This window comes from Aestuariivirga sp., assembly GCF_965227715.1.
Lineage (GTDB): Bacteria > Pseudomonadota > Alphaproteobacteria > Rhizobiales > Aestuariivirgaceae > Aestuariivirga.
In genome coordinates this window covers 413,724-429,202 of the sequence record NZ_OZ245771.1, presented here as the reverse complement: position 1 = coordinate 429,202, position 15,479 = coordinate 413,724, and the positions used below count along the sequence as shown (strand labels likewise).

Sequence of the window (15,479 nt, the reverse complement as noted above, 5' to 3'; positions counted from 1 at the left end):
GCCTCCGGCCATAAACCCTGCCAGATTTCCGCGACATCAGGGGACAAGGCCATGACCACCATCATCGACATCACCGCCCGCGAGATTCTCGACAGCCGCGGCAACCCGACGGTTGAGGTGGATGTGGTGCTCGAAGACGGCTCCATGGGCCGCGCCGCCGTTCCGTCAGGCGCGTCAACCGGCGCGCACGAGGCCGTCGAACTGCGCGATGGGGACAAGTCGCGCTACCTCGGCAAGGGTGTCACCAAGGCAGTGGCCGCGGTCAATGGAGACATTTTCGATGCCCTCGCAGGCATGGAAGCCGAAGACCAGATTGCAATCGACCGCGCCATGATCGAGCTCGACGGCACGCCCAACAAGGCACGCCTCGGTGCCAATGCCATACTGGGCGTCTCGCTCGCCACCGCCAAGGCTGCGGCGGATGCAACGGGCCTGCCGCTTTACCGCTATGTGGGCGGTGCCGCCGCGCGCACGCTGCCCGTGCCGATGATGAACATCATCAATGGCGGCGTTCATGCGGATAACCCGATCGACTTCCAGGAATTCATGGTGATGCCGGTGGGTGCGCCTTCCTTCCGCGAGGCGCTGCGCATGGGCGCGGAGATTTTCCACACGCTCAAGGCCGCGCTGAAGAAGGCGGGCCACAACACCAATGTGGGCGATGAAGGTGGCTTCGCGCCGAACCTGCCGTCCGCCGAAGCCGCGCTCGATTTCGTGATGAAGGCGGTGGAGCAGGCAGGTTACAAGCCGGGCGAGGACGTGTTCCTGGCCATGGACTGCGCCGCCACCGAATTCTTCAAGAACGGCGTCTACGATTATGAGGGCGAGGGCAAGAAGCGCTCGATCGCCGAGCAGGCAGAATATCTGGCGAAACTCGCCAACGCCTATCCGATCTTCTCGATCGAAGATGGCATGTCGGAAGATGACTGGGATGGCTGGAAGCAGGTGACGGTGTTGATCGGCAAGACGCACCAGCTGGTGGGGGACGATCTCTTCGTCACCAACACCAACCGCCTGCGAGAGGGGATTACGAAGGGCATCGCCAATTCGATCCTCGTCAAGGTCAACCAGATCGGCTCCCTGACGGAGACACTCGAGGCCGTGGAGATGGCGCACAAGGCAGGCTATTCGGCCGTCATGTCGCACCGCTCGGGCGAGACCGAGGATTCCACCATCGCGGACCTTGCTGTTGCCACAAACTGCGGCCAGATCAAGACAGGCTCGCTGGCGCGTTCAGACCGGCTTGCCAAATACAATCAGCTTCTTCGCATTGAGGAAGAACTGGGGTCGCAGGCGACATATGCGGGACGTTCCATCCTCAAAGCCTAGTTCGGTGAAGCTCACCAATTTTCACGTCGTGATCTCGAGCCTGGCCGCGATCGCGGGGGTGGCGCTTGCCGCCTATCAGACCTTTCAGCCGAACCATGCCGCACAGCAGCCAGTGACCGTCACCGTCTCCCTCGATCCGCAGAAGCAAGGCGCGATGGCGGAGGATGAAGTCATATCCAAAAGCGATGCGCCCGATCTCCAGACCGAAACCGTGGATCTGGCGTCAGGCGCCAACTTCGCCGCCGCACTGAAGGATTCGAGCGCGGACCGCTACAGCTTCTCCAGCCTGTTCGACGGTGCGAGCGACACCTTCCTTGCGATCGCAGCGCCGGACACCGAACTCAATGTGCAGGTAAATTTTCCGGGCCACCAGGCACGCGAGGTGACGGCGATTGAGTATCTGCCGCCCGAAGGTGTCGATACCGCCAGCATGGCCTCCACGGTGGACGTGACGGTTCTGCCCGAAGGCCAGTTCGGCGCGGGTCTTCCCGTCTACAGCTTCAGGCTGCCGCAATCCCAGGAGGCCACCACCTTCGCCATTCCGGGCCGTGTGGAGGGAACCGGCGTCATCCTCCGCATCGCGGGGAAGCCGGGTGTCACCAAGAGCTACGTGGGCGACTTCCGGATCCTTAGCGAGCGCGTGGCGCCCTAAGGCGGCTCAGCCTCACGGCCCTTTCGCGCTCCGCACCGCGAAAATTCCTGCAGCGATGATGATGATCGTGCCGATCACGGTAGTGAACTTCGGCACCTCGGCGAAGAACAGGAAGCCCCACAGCGGCACCCACAGCATGCCGGTGTATTCGAACACCGTCACCACATTGGCCCGCGCCAGGCGGTAGGCGTGGGTCAGCAAGGTCATGCCGAGGGCGGCGATGACGCCGCACAGCCCCATCAGCAGCAGGTCCTTCAGGTCTGGCATGGCCCATGCCCTCACCAGAAAATCGAGACTCGGGTGGACGGAGGCGGTGAGGCCCAGGGACTGGAAGACCAGGGCGACGAGGCCCGCGGCCACGAGATAAACGCCATTCACATAGAACGCCATGACGGTGGTCGATTCATCCGAACTGTAACGCCTTGCCAGCACCATGGAGAGGGCATAGGCGGCTGCACTTAACAGGCTCAGCAGTGCAGCGGGCTCGAACAGGCCGGTGCCGGGCCGCAGGATGATGATGACACCCACGAATCCCGTGATGACCGCCGCCCAGGACTTGAGCGTGACCTTCTCCCGCAGGAAAACGGCAGCGAGCAGGGTGACGAAAATGGGAGAAGTGAAGAACAGCGCAACCGCCTCCGCCAGCGGCAGCACCGGAAACGCCATGTAATAGGTGGTGTAGGAGACGAGAAGGATCAGCCCGCGCGCAATCAGCAGTTTCCAGTGCCGGGTGCGCAGCGCGCCAAGCCCACTCTCGAAATGCACCATGGCAAGCAGGATGGGAATGCCCACAAGTGAACGCACCACAATGGCCAGCGTCACCGCGTGGCTGCCGCTCAGGCCTTTCAGGATCGCGTCCTGAAGCGAAAAGATGAATACCCCCGCGCAGAGCGAGAGGACGCCGGCGAGCGTCCGGCTCATCACGAGGGTGGATCTGGTCATCCCCGAAGCATGTTGCGGCACAAGGGGGGCTGCCCGTCACGGCGCGGCATGTTTGGTCCGAAGGCGGCGTAACGCCTATTCCGCGGCGGCCATGAGGGGCGGCAGGCCTTTCACCACGCCCTTCTGCTGCACGGCCGCGTCATGCGCCTTCCGTGAGAACACCTCCCTCACCATCGGCTCGAAGAAATCGAGCGTCTCCGTGGGGTATGCGGGGTCGAAAGAGGATTGATCCCAGCGCTCGCAGAAATCGACGCAGGACTGGTAATAGGCCGAGTCGCGGTATTTCTCGCGCTCATGCTGGTTCCAGCCATAGTGATGCGCATAATAATACATCTGGAACGATGCATGGTGCTCAATCGTCCAGACGACCTCTTCTCGCATGAAGGGGCGGAGGATCTCGGCCGCGAAGCGGTCATGGTTCTGAGGTGCCAGCCCGTCGCCAATGTCATGGAGGAGGGCGCCCACCACCCAGTCGGTATCGGCCCCCTCGTGAAGCGCACGGCTGGCGGCCTGCAACCCATGGGTCAGGCGGCTGATCTTGTAGCCGGGAAGTGTCTCGTCCTCCTGCAGCCGCAATTCGCGCAGCACGCGCTCGGCGGTGCCCTTCACATGTTCGTCCTCGAGCGGCTTGAGGAACAGATAGTCCTCGCGCGTGCCGTCCTTCATGGCGGTGAATTCAACGCTCTTCATATGACAATCGCTCCCTGTGAAAGATGTAGAGCCCAGACCCAATGATAAGCGCAGCGCCAGCCCACGTCCACAGGTCAGGCCAGTCGCCCCATATGACGAAACCGAATAGCGCCGCCCAGATCAGCGAGGAGTAGGAGAAGGGTGCAACCACAGAGGCCGGTGCCGCCGTAAAGGCGCGGATCAGGAACAGGTGTCCGAGGCCGCCCGCAACCCCCGTGCCCACCAGCAACAGCCAGTCGAAGGCCGTCGGCCAGGACCAGAACCACGGCACAAGCAGGCTCGTCACCACTGCCCCCGCAGCAGCCGTATAGAGAAGCGACGTGAGCGGATCATCCTGCCGCACCCTGCGCGTGAGGATCTGGTAATTGGCATTGAGCACCGCAGCGGCCAGCAGGAACAGCACGCCATGGCCATAGGCGCCAAGCCCTTCCTCCCACGGCCGCACCACGATCACCGCGCCGATGAAACCGAGGATGACCCCCATCCAGCGCCGCAACCCCACTTTCTCCCCCAGCATGGGAACGGCGAAAATGGTCACGAGAACGGGATTGAGGAACATGATGGTGGTGCCCGTCGCCAGCGGCGTGGTGCGGATTCCGGCGTTGAACACGCCGGTCGTGGCCATGAGGAACACCGATCGCAGCAATTGCTGCCTGGGGTGGCGGCTGATTGAAAGTGCGGGCAGCTTCCGCCCGCAGGCAAGAATGGCAACGATGGTTGCAAAGAAAAAGCGCGCCCAGGTCACCTCCACCAGGGAGTAGGTCTCAAGGAGATACTTCACCATCGTATCGAGCGAGATGAAGCAGAACATGGTGGCAAGCATCCAGAGTATGCCGCGCGTCCTGTTCTCCCTGGTGTCGCCGGTCATGAGGTCATCCGGTGGTCATCGCTTCCAGCACTCACCTTCGCCGGGCTTGACCCGGCGCACCTCTTTGCCGACATCGAAAAGGATGCGCAGGTCATGCCCGCGCAAAGTGAGACGGAGGGGGGCCGGTTTGAGCAACGCCGGACGGAGTGAGTTAGCATGAATTCACGCAGGAAATTCCACACCCGCTCTCGTTCCCGCCGCGGTAAGCTCCGCATAGAGCCCATCCGGCAAGGGAATGCCATCAACCTCGCGAATGCGGCGCCGCTCCCATTCGGGGCCTCCTGCCGCATAGGTGCCGGGCTGGCGGCTGAAAGTGTCGATATAGGTTTGAAGCTTCGCCCCGAAGGCCTCCAGAGTCATGAACAGCGTCGGGTCAATCGCCATCACGAAATGCCCGACCTTGGTGTCACCCAGCGCCAGCCCATCCTGATCGGCTGAAAGCCGCATGCCGCTCAAAATGCCGCCCAGCACCTCTGCCATGCCGGCAATGGCTGCACCCTTATAGCCAAAGTCAGGCCCGCCGAACGGTGCGAGCGCAACGGCGAGGTTGGGGTCCGTGACGAAACGGCCTGAAGCATCGACGGCAACGCCTTCAGGAAGCGTCAGCCCCTCGGTGCGGTAGCGCAGCACCTTGTTCCAGGGGACAGCACTGGTCGCCATGTCCAGCAGAAAGTGCTCTCCCTTCGGATTGGGCGCGGCAAGAGACAGCGGGTTCGTGCCGTGGATCGGTTTCGATCCGCCATGGGGCACCACGAAGGCGCCGGAGTTGGAGGCCACCATGCCGATGAAACCCGCCTCCGCCGCGGCCAGCGTATAAGCCCCCGCCGCACCGAAATGCGTGGAGTTGATGACGCTCGCCATGCCGATGCCGCAGTCCCGCGCCAGCGCGCAAGCCTCATCCATGGCGCGGTACATGGCGATGTGGCCAAGCCCGTCATCCGCATCAACCAGGGCGGCGGCGCGGCGGCGCAGCTTCACCGTCACATTGGGGCTGCCCTTGGCGATGCCGTTCCGCAGGCAATCGGCATACCAGGGCAGAAGCCTGATGCCATGGCTGTCCACCCCGTGAAGCGAGGCGTGCAGCATGGCCCATGTGGCGGCTTCCGACGATTGTTCGTCAGCCCCCGACGCACGCAGCACGGCATTGGAAAATGAGGCCAGGGCCTCCACGCTGGCAGTCTTCGGCATCAGGCGATCTTGCCGCCAAGCTCATCCTCAATGTGAACGCGGATGATGTCTTCGAAGCTGTTCTCGGCCTTGAAGCCCAATTCGCGCCCGCGCTTTGCCTCGAAGTTCCGGGGCCAGCCGGCCACGATCTTCATGATCGTCTCATTGGGCTCGCGCCGGATTCGGGCCGCCACCTTCTCGCCTGCCACCTTGCGCAGCGCCTCGATTTGTTCGCCAACCGTGCAGGACACGCCCGGCAGCGTCACGTTGCGGCGGCTGCCGAGAAGGCCCGTATCCATCGTCGCCGCATGGATCAGGAAGTTGATGGCCGCGCGCGGGCTCGCGTGCCAGTGCCGCACATCCTCGGACACTGGCAGCACCGCCTCATGGCCCGCCAGTGGCTCGCGGATGATGTTGGAGAAGAAGCCCGATGCCGCGAGATTGGGTTTGCCCGGCCGCACGCAGACGGTGGGGAAGCGCAGGCCCACGCCATCGAAGAAGCCGCGCCGCGAATAATCCGACAGCAGCAATTCGCAGATCGCTTTTTGCGTGCCATAGCTGGTGAGCGGCGTGGTGAAATACTCATCCGGAATGGCCTCGGGGAAGGGCGCCCCGAACACGGCGATGGACGAGGTGAAGATCACCTTCGGCTTGTAACCTCCGCCCACCTTGCGGATCGCCTCGAACAGATAGCGTGTGCCGTCCAGATTGATGCGGTAACCCTTCTCGAAATCGGCCTCCGCTTCGCCCGACACAATCGCCGCCAGGTGGAAGATCACATCGGGCTTCAGCGCCGCGAGCTTTTCGGCCTCACCCGGAACAGACAGGTCACCGATCAGCGTTTCGATCGGAAAGTTGGATGCGGGCGGCGGGGGAGACAGCACCACATCCTGCCGGATGATGCGGGAGATCGGCTGATCGCCCAGCTTTCCATCCGCCGCCAGCCGGTTGATCAATTTGACGCCGACCATGCCGCCGCCGCCGATTACCAGAATATTCATGTGAGTCCTCCCGTTTGGCGGCGGAGAATAGGCGCAGCCTCATATGCCGAACAAGGGCTTGGCGCGCACGGCACGGCTGTTGCGCGGGCAGGGGCCACGGTCAAGCTGGCGCTTGCGCAAAATCCCGAAATCATGCTTGTGAACGGGAAAGCGGCAGATGGACTCAAATCATGGCACTTCCTTCGCATGCGCAATATGTGGTGATTGGCGGCGGCATCATTGGTTGCTCCACAGCCTATCATCTGGCGCGGGACCATAAGGCGGATGTGGTCCTGCTGGAGCAGAACAAGCTCACCTCCGGCTCCACCTGGCATGCGGCAGGCCTCGTGGGCCAGCTCCGATCCTCCGCCTCCATCACCCAGGTGCTGAAATATTCCGTCGATCTCTATAAGCGCCTCGATGATGAGACGGGCCTTGCCACCGGCTGGAAGATGACGGGCTGCCTGCGCCTTGCCACCAATGAGGACCGCTGGACCGAGTTCAAGCGCCTTGCCACCACGGCGCAGAGCTTCGGCATGGAGATGCATCTGATCTCGCCTGCCGAGGTGAAGAAGATGTGGCCGCTGATGGATGTGTCCGACCTCGTCGGCGCGTCCTGGCTCCCGACCGATGGTCAGGCGTCTCCGTCTGACATCGCGCAATCCCTCGCCAAGGGTGCGCGCATGCATGGGGCGAAGATCGCCGAGGGCTGCCGTGTTGAAGGCTTTGACAGTGCGGAGGGCCGCATTACGGCCATCCGCACCAATCAGGGCACCATCGCCTGCGAGACGGTGATCAACTGCGGTGGCCAATGGGCCCGGCAGATCGGCGCACTGGCGGGTGTTTCCGTGCCCCTCCAGCCGGTCAAGCATCAGTATGTCATCACCGAAAAGGTGGAAGGCCTCGCCGCGGATGCCGCAACGCTCCGTGACCCTGACCGCCGCACCTATTTCAAGGAGGAGGTGGGCGGCCTCGTCTTCGGCGGCTATGAGCCCGATCCCATCGCCTGGACCACGGGCGATGTTCCGGATGATTTCGAATTCCAGCTCTTCGATGATGACTGGGACCATTTCGAGCAGCACATGGGCGAGGCACTCGCCCGTGTGCCCGCCCTGGCGCAGACCGGCATCAAGAAAATGATCAACGGTCCTGAAAGCTTCACACCCGATGGCAACTTCATCCTGGGTGCCGCACCGGAGCTGAAGAATTTCTATGTGGGTGCGGGCTTCAACGCCTTCGGCATCGCCTCAGGCGGCGGCGCCGGCTGGGTTCTCGCCGAATGGGCCGCCAAGGGCGAGGCGCCGATGGACCTGTGGGTCGTCGACATCCGCCGCTTCTCCAGCCTCCACAAGGACCGCGCCTGGACCTGCGAACGCACACTCGAAGCCTATGGCAAGCACTACACGGTGGCCTACCCCAATGAGGAATATCAGAGCGGCCGGCCGCGCATCGTGTCGCCACTTTATGGCCGCCTGAAATCTCTCAATGCCAGCTTCGGCTCCAAGCTCGGCTGGGAGCGGCCCAACTGGTTCGCACCTGGTGGGACGGAGCCTAAGGATATTCCCTCCATGGGCCGCCAGAACTGGTTTGCCGCCGTGGGAGAAGAACACAAAGCCGTTCGGGAGCGGGCCGGGCTGTTCGACCAGTCATCCTTCGCCAAGTTCGAGATGAAGGGCAGGGGTGCGGCAGAGGCCCTCTCTTACATCTGTGCCAACCGCGTGGTGCGCGGGCCGGGCAAGCTCACCTACACCCAGATGCTCAACAGCCGCGGCGGCATCGAATGCGACCTCACTGTGGCGCAGCTGGCCGAGGATCATTTCTACATCGTCACCGGCACGGGCTTCCGCACGCATGATTTCGCCTGGATCGCCGATCACATTCCGCCAAGGCTGGATGTTTCCTTCACCGATGTGACGGAAGCCTGGGGCACGCTCTCGCTCATGGGACCCAAGGCGCGGGACATTCTCTCGGCCGTTACCACAGCCGATGTGAGCAACGCGGCCTTCCCCTTTGGTGCGGCACGTGTGATCGAGATCGCGGGAACCGAACTCAGGGCGCTGCGCGTCACCTATGTGGGCGAGCTGGGCTGGGAACTCCACGTGCCGATTGCAGCCTTGGGCGAGGTGTTCGATGCCGTCATGGCGGCGGGCGCTCCCTTCGGCATTGCACCTGCGGGCTACCGCGCCATCGAATCGCTCCGCCTCGAGAAGGCCTACCGCGCCTGGGGGTCTGACATCACCCCCAATGACACGCCATTCCATGCAGGCCTCGGCTGGGCGGTGAAGCTGCGCTCCAACGAAGATTTCCTCGGCCGCAAGGCTGTTGAAGAGATCATCGGCAGACCCCTCACCAAGCTTCTGGCCTGCTTCACCACGGAGCGGGACGACGTGGTGCTGGCGGGGCGCGAAACGATTCTCCGCAACGGCCAGTTCGCGGGCTATCTCACCAGTGGTGGCTTTGGCTATACTGTGAACAGACCCATTGGCTTTGGCTATGTGCGCAGTCCTTCAGGTCTGGACGAGGACTACCTCCTCGCCGGCACATATGAGCTGGTGGTGGCCAATGAAGTGGTGAAGGCCACGCTTCACTTGGGCGCCCTCCATGACCCCTCGCACGGGCGGGTAAAAAGCTGAAGATGCAAGGAGATTGTGTTCTGGCACACAATGTTCCACAACTTGCGGCTTATCGTTAATATGTACTTAGCGTTTCCCCGCCAATTTGGTAGTTATGCTTGTAATGCCTTTGAAATCTGACGAGAGGACCATGATGCTTTCCCGCCGAGCAGTCTTGACCGGTGCGTCCGCAGCCCTGCTTGCGGCGCCGCTGTCCACTGCGGCTCTCGCCCAGAGCTCTGACGACGATCCGTATCCGCTTCCGCCCTTCAATTACAGCAAGATTCCCGAGGCTTTCCGCCCTACTGTCGTGAAATATACCGGGCGCCAGTGGCCGGGCACGGTGATCGTCGATACGCCCGCCCGCCAGATTTATCTGGTGCTGCAGGGTGGCCAGGCCATGCGCTGGGGCTGCGCCGTCGGCAAGGACGGTTTCCGCTGGGCAGGCCTCGCGGACATCGGCCGCAAGGTCATGTGGCCGCGCTGGACGCCGCCCAAGGAAATGATCGCCCGCAGCCCGGAAAAAGCCAAATGGGCCAACGGCATGCCGGGCGGGCCCGAAAATCCGCTGGGCGCCCGCGCCCTCTATCTCTACCAGAACGGCAATGACACGCTCTACCGCATCCATGGCACCACCGACCCGATGTCGATCGGCCACAATGCCTCTTCGGGCTGTATCCGCATGATCAACCAGGACGTGGTGGAACTCTATCGCCGGGTGCCGATCGGCACGCGCGTGGTGGTCCTTGCGGAGGGCGTGTAACGTGAGCCCTGCGCGCGGTCTTGCAGGGATGACACTTCTGGCCGCGGGCCTCGCCCTCGGTGCTTGCTCCCACAGTTCCTCAACGCCTGACCTGGCACCGGCAGCACCGCTTGCTCCCGCCGCACCTGCGGTGATGGCGCCGGCGCCGCTGCCCACGGGCCCGCTTTCAGCACCCATGATCACCAACGCCCTGGCGGAGCGCAAATTCACCTTCGCAGCACCCGGCCGCAAAGGCACCGTCACCTATTTCAGGGACGGCACATTTGAGTATGACGAAGCGGGCAAGGGCCCCGGCAGCGGCCTCTGGCAGGCGGCCCAGGGCAAGCTCTGCGAAGCGCGCAACCCAACGAGCTTCCTCCCCAAGGGCACGCCATCGACCTGCGCCCCCATCACCTCTGACGGCACCCGCCTCACCGCAGGCAGCATGCAGCTCATCCCTCTCTGACGCTGCGGCGAGGCCTGATCGTGCCGGAAATGACTGCAATTTTGCCCTGATGCCTATTCCACGGAAGCTGTTTCAGACCGTCCCAGACCGGACTGCCATTGATAACGATTACTCAGCCAACATCGCAAAGCTGATTCGCCAAAACCCGGGATGGGAGCACCGGCTCTTCGACAATGCCGATATGACCGCCTATCTCCGGGACAAGCTGAGCCCGGATGATTGGCGCGCCGTGCAGGACATCAATCCCAAATATGGCGTCGTCCTTGCGGATCTCTGGCGCTACGCCGTGATCTATCACGAAGGCGGCGTTTATCTGGATATCAAGAGCACCATAAATGCGCCGCTGGACGAGATCCTGAAACCGGACTTCCGTTTCGTCATCTCGCAATGGCGGAACAAATTCGGCCAGCTCTACGAGGGGGCGGGCCTTTACCCTGAAATCAGTCATGTGCCCGGCGGTGAATTCCAGCAGTGGTTTGTGATCTCGGAGGAGGGGCACCCGTTCCTCAAGGCCGTGATCGCGCAGGTGATCGCCAATATAAGAAATTATTCGCCGAAGCGATTCGGCATGGGTAAGGAGGGCGTCCTGCGCCTGTCCGGACCCATTTGCTACACCAGCACCATCTGGCCGTTGCGCCAGCATTTCCCCATGACCGCGCTGGACGTCGTGGATTTGGGCTTTCAGTACAGCATCTACGAAGGCACGGCCGACAAGGACCGCCATGCCCGCCAGCCCAGCCACTATTCGAATCTGCGTGAACCGAACGTGCTGAAGGACGTCTACGTGGACCGGGGCCAGGTCATTACCCTTGGAATAGGTGAACTTCTGGCACGTGAGGTCCTCGAGAACACAGATGTTGTCCTGAAGCTCGCGGTGCTTTCCTTCGTGGCAACGATCAGCTTCATCGTCGTCCTGCCAATTCTGCTGTGGGGCTGGCGGTAGCCCGCGACCAGGTTTTCAGAGAATTCTTAGGGCTGATTCACCATTTGTAAGCCATTCGATGCGATTTTTGGTTGTGAAAGTAACCATAAAACGCAGAGGTCTCACCATGAAGAAGGTGCTCATTGCGGCATCCACCGCCGCTACGATGTTTGCCTGGTCGTCCATCGCCCATGCATCAGACATGGGGTTCGCGCCCTCGTCCTATGATTGGTCCGGCGGCTATGTCGGCGTCAATGCCGGGGTGGGAATCGACATGAGCAAGCTCAACTCCCGGTTCCGCTACACAGGCCCCGATGAGTTCGCTGACGGTGACGATACGCCTGATCTGATTCACGATCTCAGCTCCTCGGAAGACGGCAGTGAGACGGTGTTCACCGGCGGCATCAATGCCGGCTACAACTGGCAGCTCAATCATTTCGTGGTCGGTTTCGAAGGCGATTTCAACTATCTGGCCTTCAACTCCAACACCAGCCGGAATGTCAGCGACGTGATGGACGCCGTTTTCACTGATCCGAGCACTAAGGCCACTGACTCGTTCCACATGGAAGGAGACTGGTACGGCACATTCCGCGGCCGGCTGGGCTATGCGGCGAACAATATCCTGCTCTACGGTACGGGCGGCCTTGCCTATGGCAAGTTGAACGTCAGTCAGAAGCTCGACGCGTATAATGACGCCGAATATGCGAACTGGTCCGGCTCCAATGACGGGTGGAGGCTGGGCTGGACACTCGGCGCCGGTGTGGAATACGGGATCGACCGCTGGACACTCGGCGCCGAATATCTCTACGTCGATATGGGTTCCGTTGACTGGACGTCTGCCGCAGATGTCAGTACCGGAGAAGACGTGGTCAACGACGTCTGGAGCGACGTCGAAGAGAGGGGCAGCGTAGACTACCGCTTCAGCGTGGTTCGCGCGACGCTCAAGTATCGCTTCTGATCCACCCGTGCATAACAGCGAAAACCCGGCCCCCGCGCCGGGTTTTTTCTTTTTGAAACAACACTTAACCGATAATTTATCATAAGCAGGCGTAACATTCATAATTCGAAATATGTGCAACCTTGATTATGGTTACATCATTGCAACACTCTGGCAAAACCGTGACGGTACATCCTGGAGGTCGTAGAATCCCCCCAAAATCTAAATTACACACAGGAGGTGCAATCATTGCTGGGGAATCAGGTACATGAACAAAATTCGCGCTATTGTTCTCGCGTCATCCGCTCTCATGCTCGCCTCGGCGGCTCAGGCCGCTGACATCGTTGCAGCCCCGGCTCCGACCTGGACGGGTTTCTACTTCGGCGTCGGCGTGGGCGGCGGCTATTCCTTCGCCGACACGAGCGTTGCAGGTGGCGGCTTCTACGATGACTACTATGAGGGAGAACTTCCGATCCCCCAGGGCGATTCTTCGGCTCTGGAACTCATGCCGATCTATAACGTCGATACCGCCACTGTTCTTGGCTCATTCTTCTGTGACGCCGGTTTCTGCTCGGGCTCGACGGGTGCTGACGCAGGCTTCAAGGATGACCAAGGCAAGGCCGGCATTCTGGGACGCGCCGAAATCGGCGCCGATTACCAGTTTGATCGCATCGTCGCCGGTGTGAATGCCTCTTTCACGCTCGGTAGCCGCGAAATGTCGGCCAAGGCCGGCGGTTCGGGCGGTGGTGACTTCTACGATTCGATTGACGGTTCATCGGGCGGCGGCGGCGGCGGTGTCGTCAACTCCAGCCTCGATATCGGCAACAGCTGGTCGATCGGTGGCCGGTTGGGTTATCTGGTGACCGACAGCACGCTCGTCTTCGCGAGCGGTGGCTATACGCAGGAAGAGGCCAATCTCAAGGCCCGCTTCCAGGGTTCGAGCGGCGCCGGTGACGAAGATGGTGGAATTGAAGCTGCTTACAACGTCAAGGCGTCGAGCGACGAGTGGCTCGACGGCTACTACATCGGTGGCGGTCTCGAAACCTTGCTGACCGACCACTTCTCGCTGAAGCTTGAATATCGCTATGCCGACTACGGCTCCATCAAGGCCAAGAAGGGCGATTCCTTCTATGGCAGCTGTGACGGTGAAGCGTGCTTCGATTACGGTGCAGGCGTGAAGGCCAAGGCTGATGTAACCGATCAATCGGTTGTGGCGACCATCTCTTTCCGCATGTAATCAGCAAACGATTTCCTGCAGATGGCCGGGGTTTTCCCCGGCCATTTTGTTATGCGCATATGTGATGCCTCCAGTGGCCGCCTTGCGTGGAAAAATCGTGCAGGCGCGGGTGCTCTCGAATAAAGTCCGAAGCGTTGACATCAGCCTGTCGCCGCCGGGCGCAACATATGCCGGTGAAGGCGCAGCAGCATCAAAGGGAGGCAAGACCGTGATACACCGTGTACTGACGTTCGCGGCGATGGCGCTGGCGTGCACAGCACCCGCAGCCTGGGCGCAGGAGGCGCCGAAGCCCAACATCCTGTTCATCGTCTCGGACGATACCGGTTATGGCGATTTAGGGATCTATGGCGGCGGCGAAGGCCGCGGCATGCCCACGCCCAATCTGGACAGGCTGGCGGACGAAGGCATGACCTTCTTTTCCTTTTATGCCCAGCCCAGCTGCACGCCCGGCCGTGCCGCCATGCAGACGGGCCGCATCCCCAACCGCAGCGGCATGACCACGGTTGCCTTCCAGGGGCAGGGCGGCGGCCTTCCCGCAGCCGAATGGACCTTGGCCTCAGTTCTCAAGCAGGCTGGCTACGGCACCTATTTCACCGGCAAGTGGCATCTGGGCGAGGCGGACTATGCGCTGCCCAATGCCCAGGGCTATGACGTGATGAAATACGTGGGGCTCTATCACCTCAACGCCTACACCTATGCCGACCCTGAGTGGTTCCCCGACATGGATCCCGAACTCCGCAAGATGTTCGCTGAAGTCACCAAGGGTGCACTCTCCGGCAAGGCCGGCGAAAAGGCGCATGAGGATTTCAAGATCAACGGCGAATATGTCGATACGCCGGAGAAGGGCATCGTCGGCATTCCGTTCTTTGACAATTACGTCGAAAAGGCAGCGCTGGAATTCCTGGATGAGGCGGCAACCAAGAAGGACCAGCCCTTCTTCATCAATGTGAACTTCATGAAGGTTCACCAGCCCAATCTGCCGAGCCCGGAATTCATTCACAAGTCGATTTCCAAGAGCAAATATGCGGATTCCGTGGTGGAGCTTGACGCGCATATCGGCAAGATCATGGACAGGCTGCGTGAACTGAAGCTCGATCAGAACACGCTGGTGTTCTACACGACGGACAATGGCGCCTGGCAGGATGTTTACCCCGATGCGGGCTATACGCCCTTCCGCGGCACCAAGGGCACGGTGCGTGAAGGTGGTAACCGCGTTCCGGCCATTGCCTGGATGCCGGGCAAGATCAAGGATCACCAGCGCAACCACGATATCGTCGGCGGCCTGGATCTCATGGCAACATTCGCATCTGTGGCGGGTCTGAAGCAGTTGCCGGACAAGGACCGCGAAGGCCAGCCCATGATCTTCGACAGCTTCGATATTTCACCCGTTCTGTTCGGAACCGGGCCCGACCCCCGCAAGAACTGGTTCTACTTCACCGAGGATGAGCTTACGCCGGGTGCGGCGCGTGTCGGCCATTACAAGGCTGTCTTCAACCTGCGCGGCGATGATGGCCAGGCAACCGGCGGCCTCGCGGTTGACAGCAATCTGGGCTGGAAGGGCGCGGAAAAATACGTCGCCGTCGTTCCCCAGGTCTTCGACCTCTTGCAGGACCCACAGGAGCGCTATGACATCTTCATGAACAACTACACCGAACACACCTGGACGATGGTGACCATCAGCGATGAGATCAACAAGCTGATGAAAACCTATATCCAGTATCCGCCCAGGAAGCTACAGAGCGGGGGCTACACCGGCCCCATCACCATCTCGAATTACCAGAAGTTCAACTGGGTGCGGGAGCAGCTGGCAAAGGACGGCGTGGTCATCAGCCTGCCTTCGGGCAACTGACGGGACTGCATTCGCGGGGAGGGGGCGGCCTTGAGATCAAGGCCGCCCCCAACCCGGCAACTATTGCTTGAAAGCCTGGCCGGGAT

At 61.4% G+C, this 15,479-nt stretch carries 14 protein-coding genes; 9 read left to right on the top strand and 5 right to left on the bottom strand.

Features of this window, described 5'->3' with window-relative positions:
* Nucleotides 1-51 precede the first annotated feature (51 nt).
* Entirely contained in the window at nt 52-1,329 is a 1,278-nt protein-coding gene (gene eno / locus ACO06F_RS02040) for a phosphopyruvate hydratase (protein WP_421695037.1), read from the top strand.
* 4 nt (nt 1,330-1,333) lie between these two features.
* Nucleotides 1,334-1,981, top strand: coding sequence for a hypothetical protein (locus ACO06F_RS02035; RefSeq protein ID WP_421695036.1), 648 nt, complete (start codon nt 1,334-1,336; stop codon nt 1,979-1,981).
* 12 nt (nt 1,982-1,993) lie between these two features.
* Here ACO06F_RS02035 and ACO06F_RS02030 read toward each other — a convergent pair whose 3' ends face one another.
* The 5 genes from ACO06F_RS02030 to denD all read right to left on the bottom strand — a co-directional run bounded on the left by ACO06F_RS02030 (nt 1,994) and on the right by denD (nt 6,649).
* Complete coding sequence (locus tag ACO06F_RS02030; RefSeq protein ID WP_421695035.1) at nt 1,994-2,923, bottom strand: DMT family transporter; 930 nt, start codon at nt 2,921-2,923, stop codon at nt 1,994-1,996.
* Between the two features lie 75 nt (nt 2,924-2,998).
* A complete protein-coding gene (locus ACO06F_RS02025) occupies nt 2,999-3,613 on the bottom strand; it encodes an HD domain-containing protein (protein ID WP_421695034.1) in 615 nt (204 codons plus the stop codon).
* Nucleotides 3,600-4,481: a DMT family transporter gene (locus ACO06F_RS02020; protein WP_421695033.1), complete on the bottom strand. Its 882-nt coding sequence runs from the start codon at nt 4,479-4,481 to the stop codon at nt 3,600-3,602. Before ACO06F_RS02020 ends, ACO06F_RS02025 begins: the two co-directional genes overlap by 14 nt.
* Nucleotides 4,482-4,643: 162 nt before the next feature.
* A complete protein-coding gene (locus ACO06F_RS02015; protein ID WP_421695032.1) occupies nt 4,644-5,669 on the bottom strand; it encodes an Ldh family oxidoreductase in 1,026 nt (341 codons plus the stop codon).
* The gene (gene denD / locus ACO06F_RS02010) at nt 5,669-6,649 is read right to left on the bottom strand and encodes a D-erythronate dehydrogenase (protein ID WP_421695031.1); all 981 of its coding nucleotides are present in this window, start codon (nt 6,647-6,649) and stop codon (nt 5,669-5,671) included. Before denD ends, ACO06F_RS02015 begins: the two co-directional genes overlap by 1 nt.
* A 170-nt stretch (nt 6,650-6,819) precedes the next feature.
* Between denD and ACO06F_RS02005 the strand changes: the two genes are divergently transcribed.
* The 7 genes from ACO06F_RS02005 to ACO06F_RS01975 all read left to right on the top strand — a co-directional run bounded on the left by ACO06F_RS02005 (nt 6,820) and on the right by ACO06F_RS01975 (nt 15,393).
* Nucleotides 6,820-9,261: a GcvT family protein gene (locus ACO06F_RS02005; RefSeq protein WP_421695030.1), complete on the top strand. Its 2,442-nt coding sequence runs from the start codon at nt 6,820-6,822 to the stop codon at nt 9,259-9,261.
* A 130-nt stretch (nt 9,262-9,391) separates the two neighbouring features.
* Nucleotides 9,392-10,003 carry a L,D-transpeptidase gene (locus ACO06F_RS02000; RefSeq protein ID WP_421695029.1) on the top strand — a complete coding sequence of 204 codons (612 nt, stop codon included), beginning with the start codon at nt 9,392-9,394 and terminating at the stop codon, nt 10,001-10,003.
* Between the two features lies 1 nt (nt 10,004).
* Nucleotides 10,005-10,448 carry a hypothetical protein gene (locus ACO06F_RS01995; protein WP_421695028.1) on the top strand — a complete coding sequence of 148 codons (444 nt, stop codon included), beginning with the start codon at nt 10,005-10,007 and terminating at the stop codon, nt 10,446-10,448.
* 49 nt (nt 10,449-10,497) lie between these two features.
* Nucleotides 10,498-11,391 carry a glycosyltransferase family 32 protein gene (locus ACO06F_RS01990; RefSeq protein ID WP_421695027.1) on the top strand — a complete coding sequence of 298 codons (894 nt, stop codon included), beginning with the start codon at nt 10,498-10,500 and terminating at the stop codon, nt 11,389-11,391.
* A gap of 106 nt (nt 11,392-11,497) precedes the next feature.
* On the top strand, nt 11,498-12,328 hold the full coding sequence (locus ACO06F_RS01985; protein WP_421695026.1) for an outer membrane protein: 831 nt from the start codon (nt 11,498-11,500) through the stop codon (nt 12,326-12,328).
* A gap of 247 nt (nt 12,329-12,575) precedes the next feature.
* Entirely contained in the window at nt 12,576-13,544 is a 969-nt protein-coding gene (locus ACO06F_RS01980; protein ID WP_421695025.1) for an outer membrane protein, read from the top strand.
* A 238-nt stretch (nt 13,545-13,782) separates the two neighbouring features.
* Nucleotides 13,783-15,393 carry an arylsulfatase gene (locus ACO06F_RS01975; RefSeq protein ID WP_421696602.1) on the top strand — a complete coding sequence of 537 codons (1,611 nt, stop codon included), beginning with the start codon at nt 13,783-13,785 and terminating at the stop codon, nt 15,391-15,393.
* The last annotated feature ends 86 nt before the right edge of the window (nt 15,394-15,479 follow it).

Bases quoted from the DNA above. Each gene is read 5' to 3' on its own strand.
- eno (WP_421695037.1), top strand. From the start codon at position 52: ATGACCACCATCATCGACATCACCGCCCGCGAGATTCTCGACAGCCGC.
- ACO06F_RS02030 (WP_421695035.1), bottom strand. From the start codon at position 2,923: ATGACCAGATCCACCCTCGTGATGAGCCGGACGCTCGCCGGCGTCCTC.
- ACO06F_RS02025 (WP_421695034.1), bottom strand. From the start codon at position 3,613: ATGAAGAGCGTTGAATTCACCGCCATGAAGGACGGCACGCGCGAGGAC.
- ACO06F_RS02020 (WP_421695033.1), bottom strand. From the start codon at position 4,481: ATGACCGGCGACACCAGGGAGAACAGGACGCGCGGCATACTCTGGATG.
- ACO06F_RS02015 (WP_421695032.1), bottom strand. From the start codon at position 5,669: ATGCCGAAGACTGCCAGCGTGGAGGCCCTGGCCTCATTTTCCAATGCC.
- denD (WP_421695031.1), bottom strand. From the start codon at position 6,649: ATGAATATTCTGGTAATCGGCGGCGGCGGCATGGTCGGCGTCAAATTG.
- ACO06F_RS02005 (WP_421695030.1), top strand. From the start codon at position 6,820: ATGGCACTTCCTTCGCATGCGCAATATGTGGTGATTGGCGGCGGCATC.
- ACO06F_RS02000 (WP_421695029.1), top strand. From the start codon at position 9,392: ATGATGCTTTCCCGCCGAGCAGTCTTGACCGGTGCGTCCGCAGCCCTG.
- ACO06F_RS01990 (WP_421695027.1), top strand. From the start codon at position 10,498: ATGCCTATTCCACGGAAGCTGTTTCAGACCGTCCCAGACCGGACTGCC.
- ACO06F_RS01985 (WP_421695026.1), top strand. From the start codon at position 11,498: ATGAAGAAGGTGCTCATTGCGGCATCCACCGCCGCTACGATGTTTGCC.
- ACO06F_RS01980 (WP_421695025.1), top strand. From the start codon at position 12,576: ATGAACAAAATTCGCGCTATTGTTCTCGCGTCATCCGCTCTCATGCTC.
- ACO06F_RS01975 (WP_421696602.1), top strand. From the start codon at position 13,783: ATGGCGCTGGCGTGCACAGCACCCGCAGCCTGGGCGCAGGAGGCGCCG.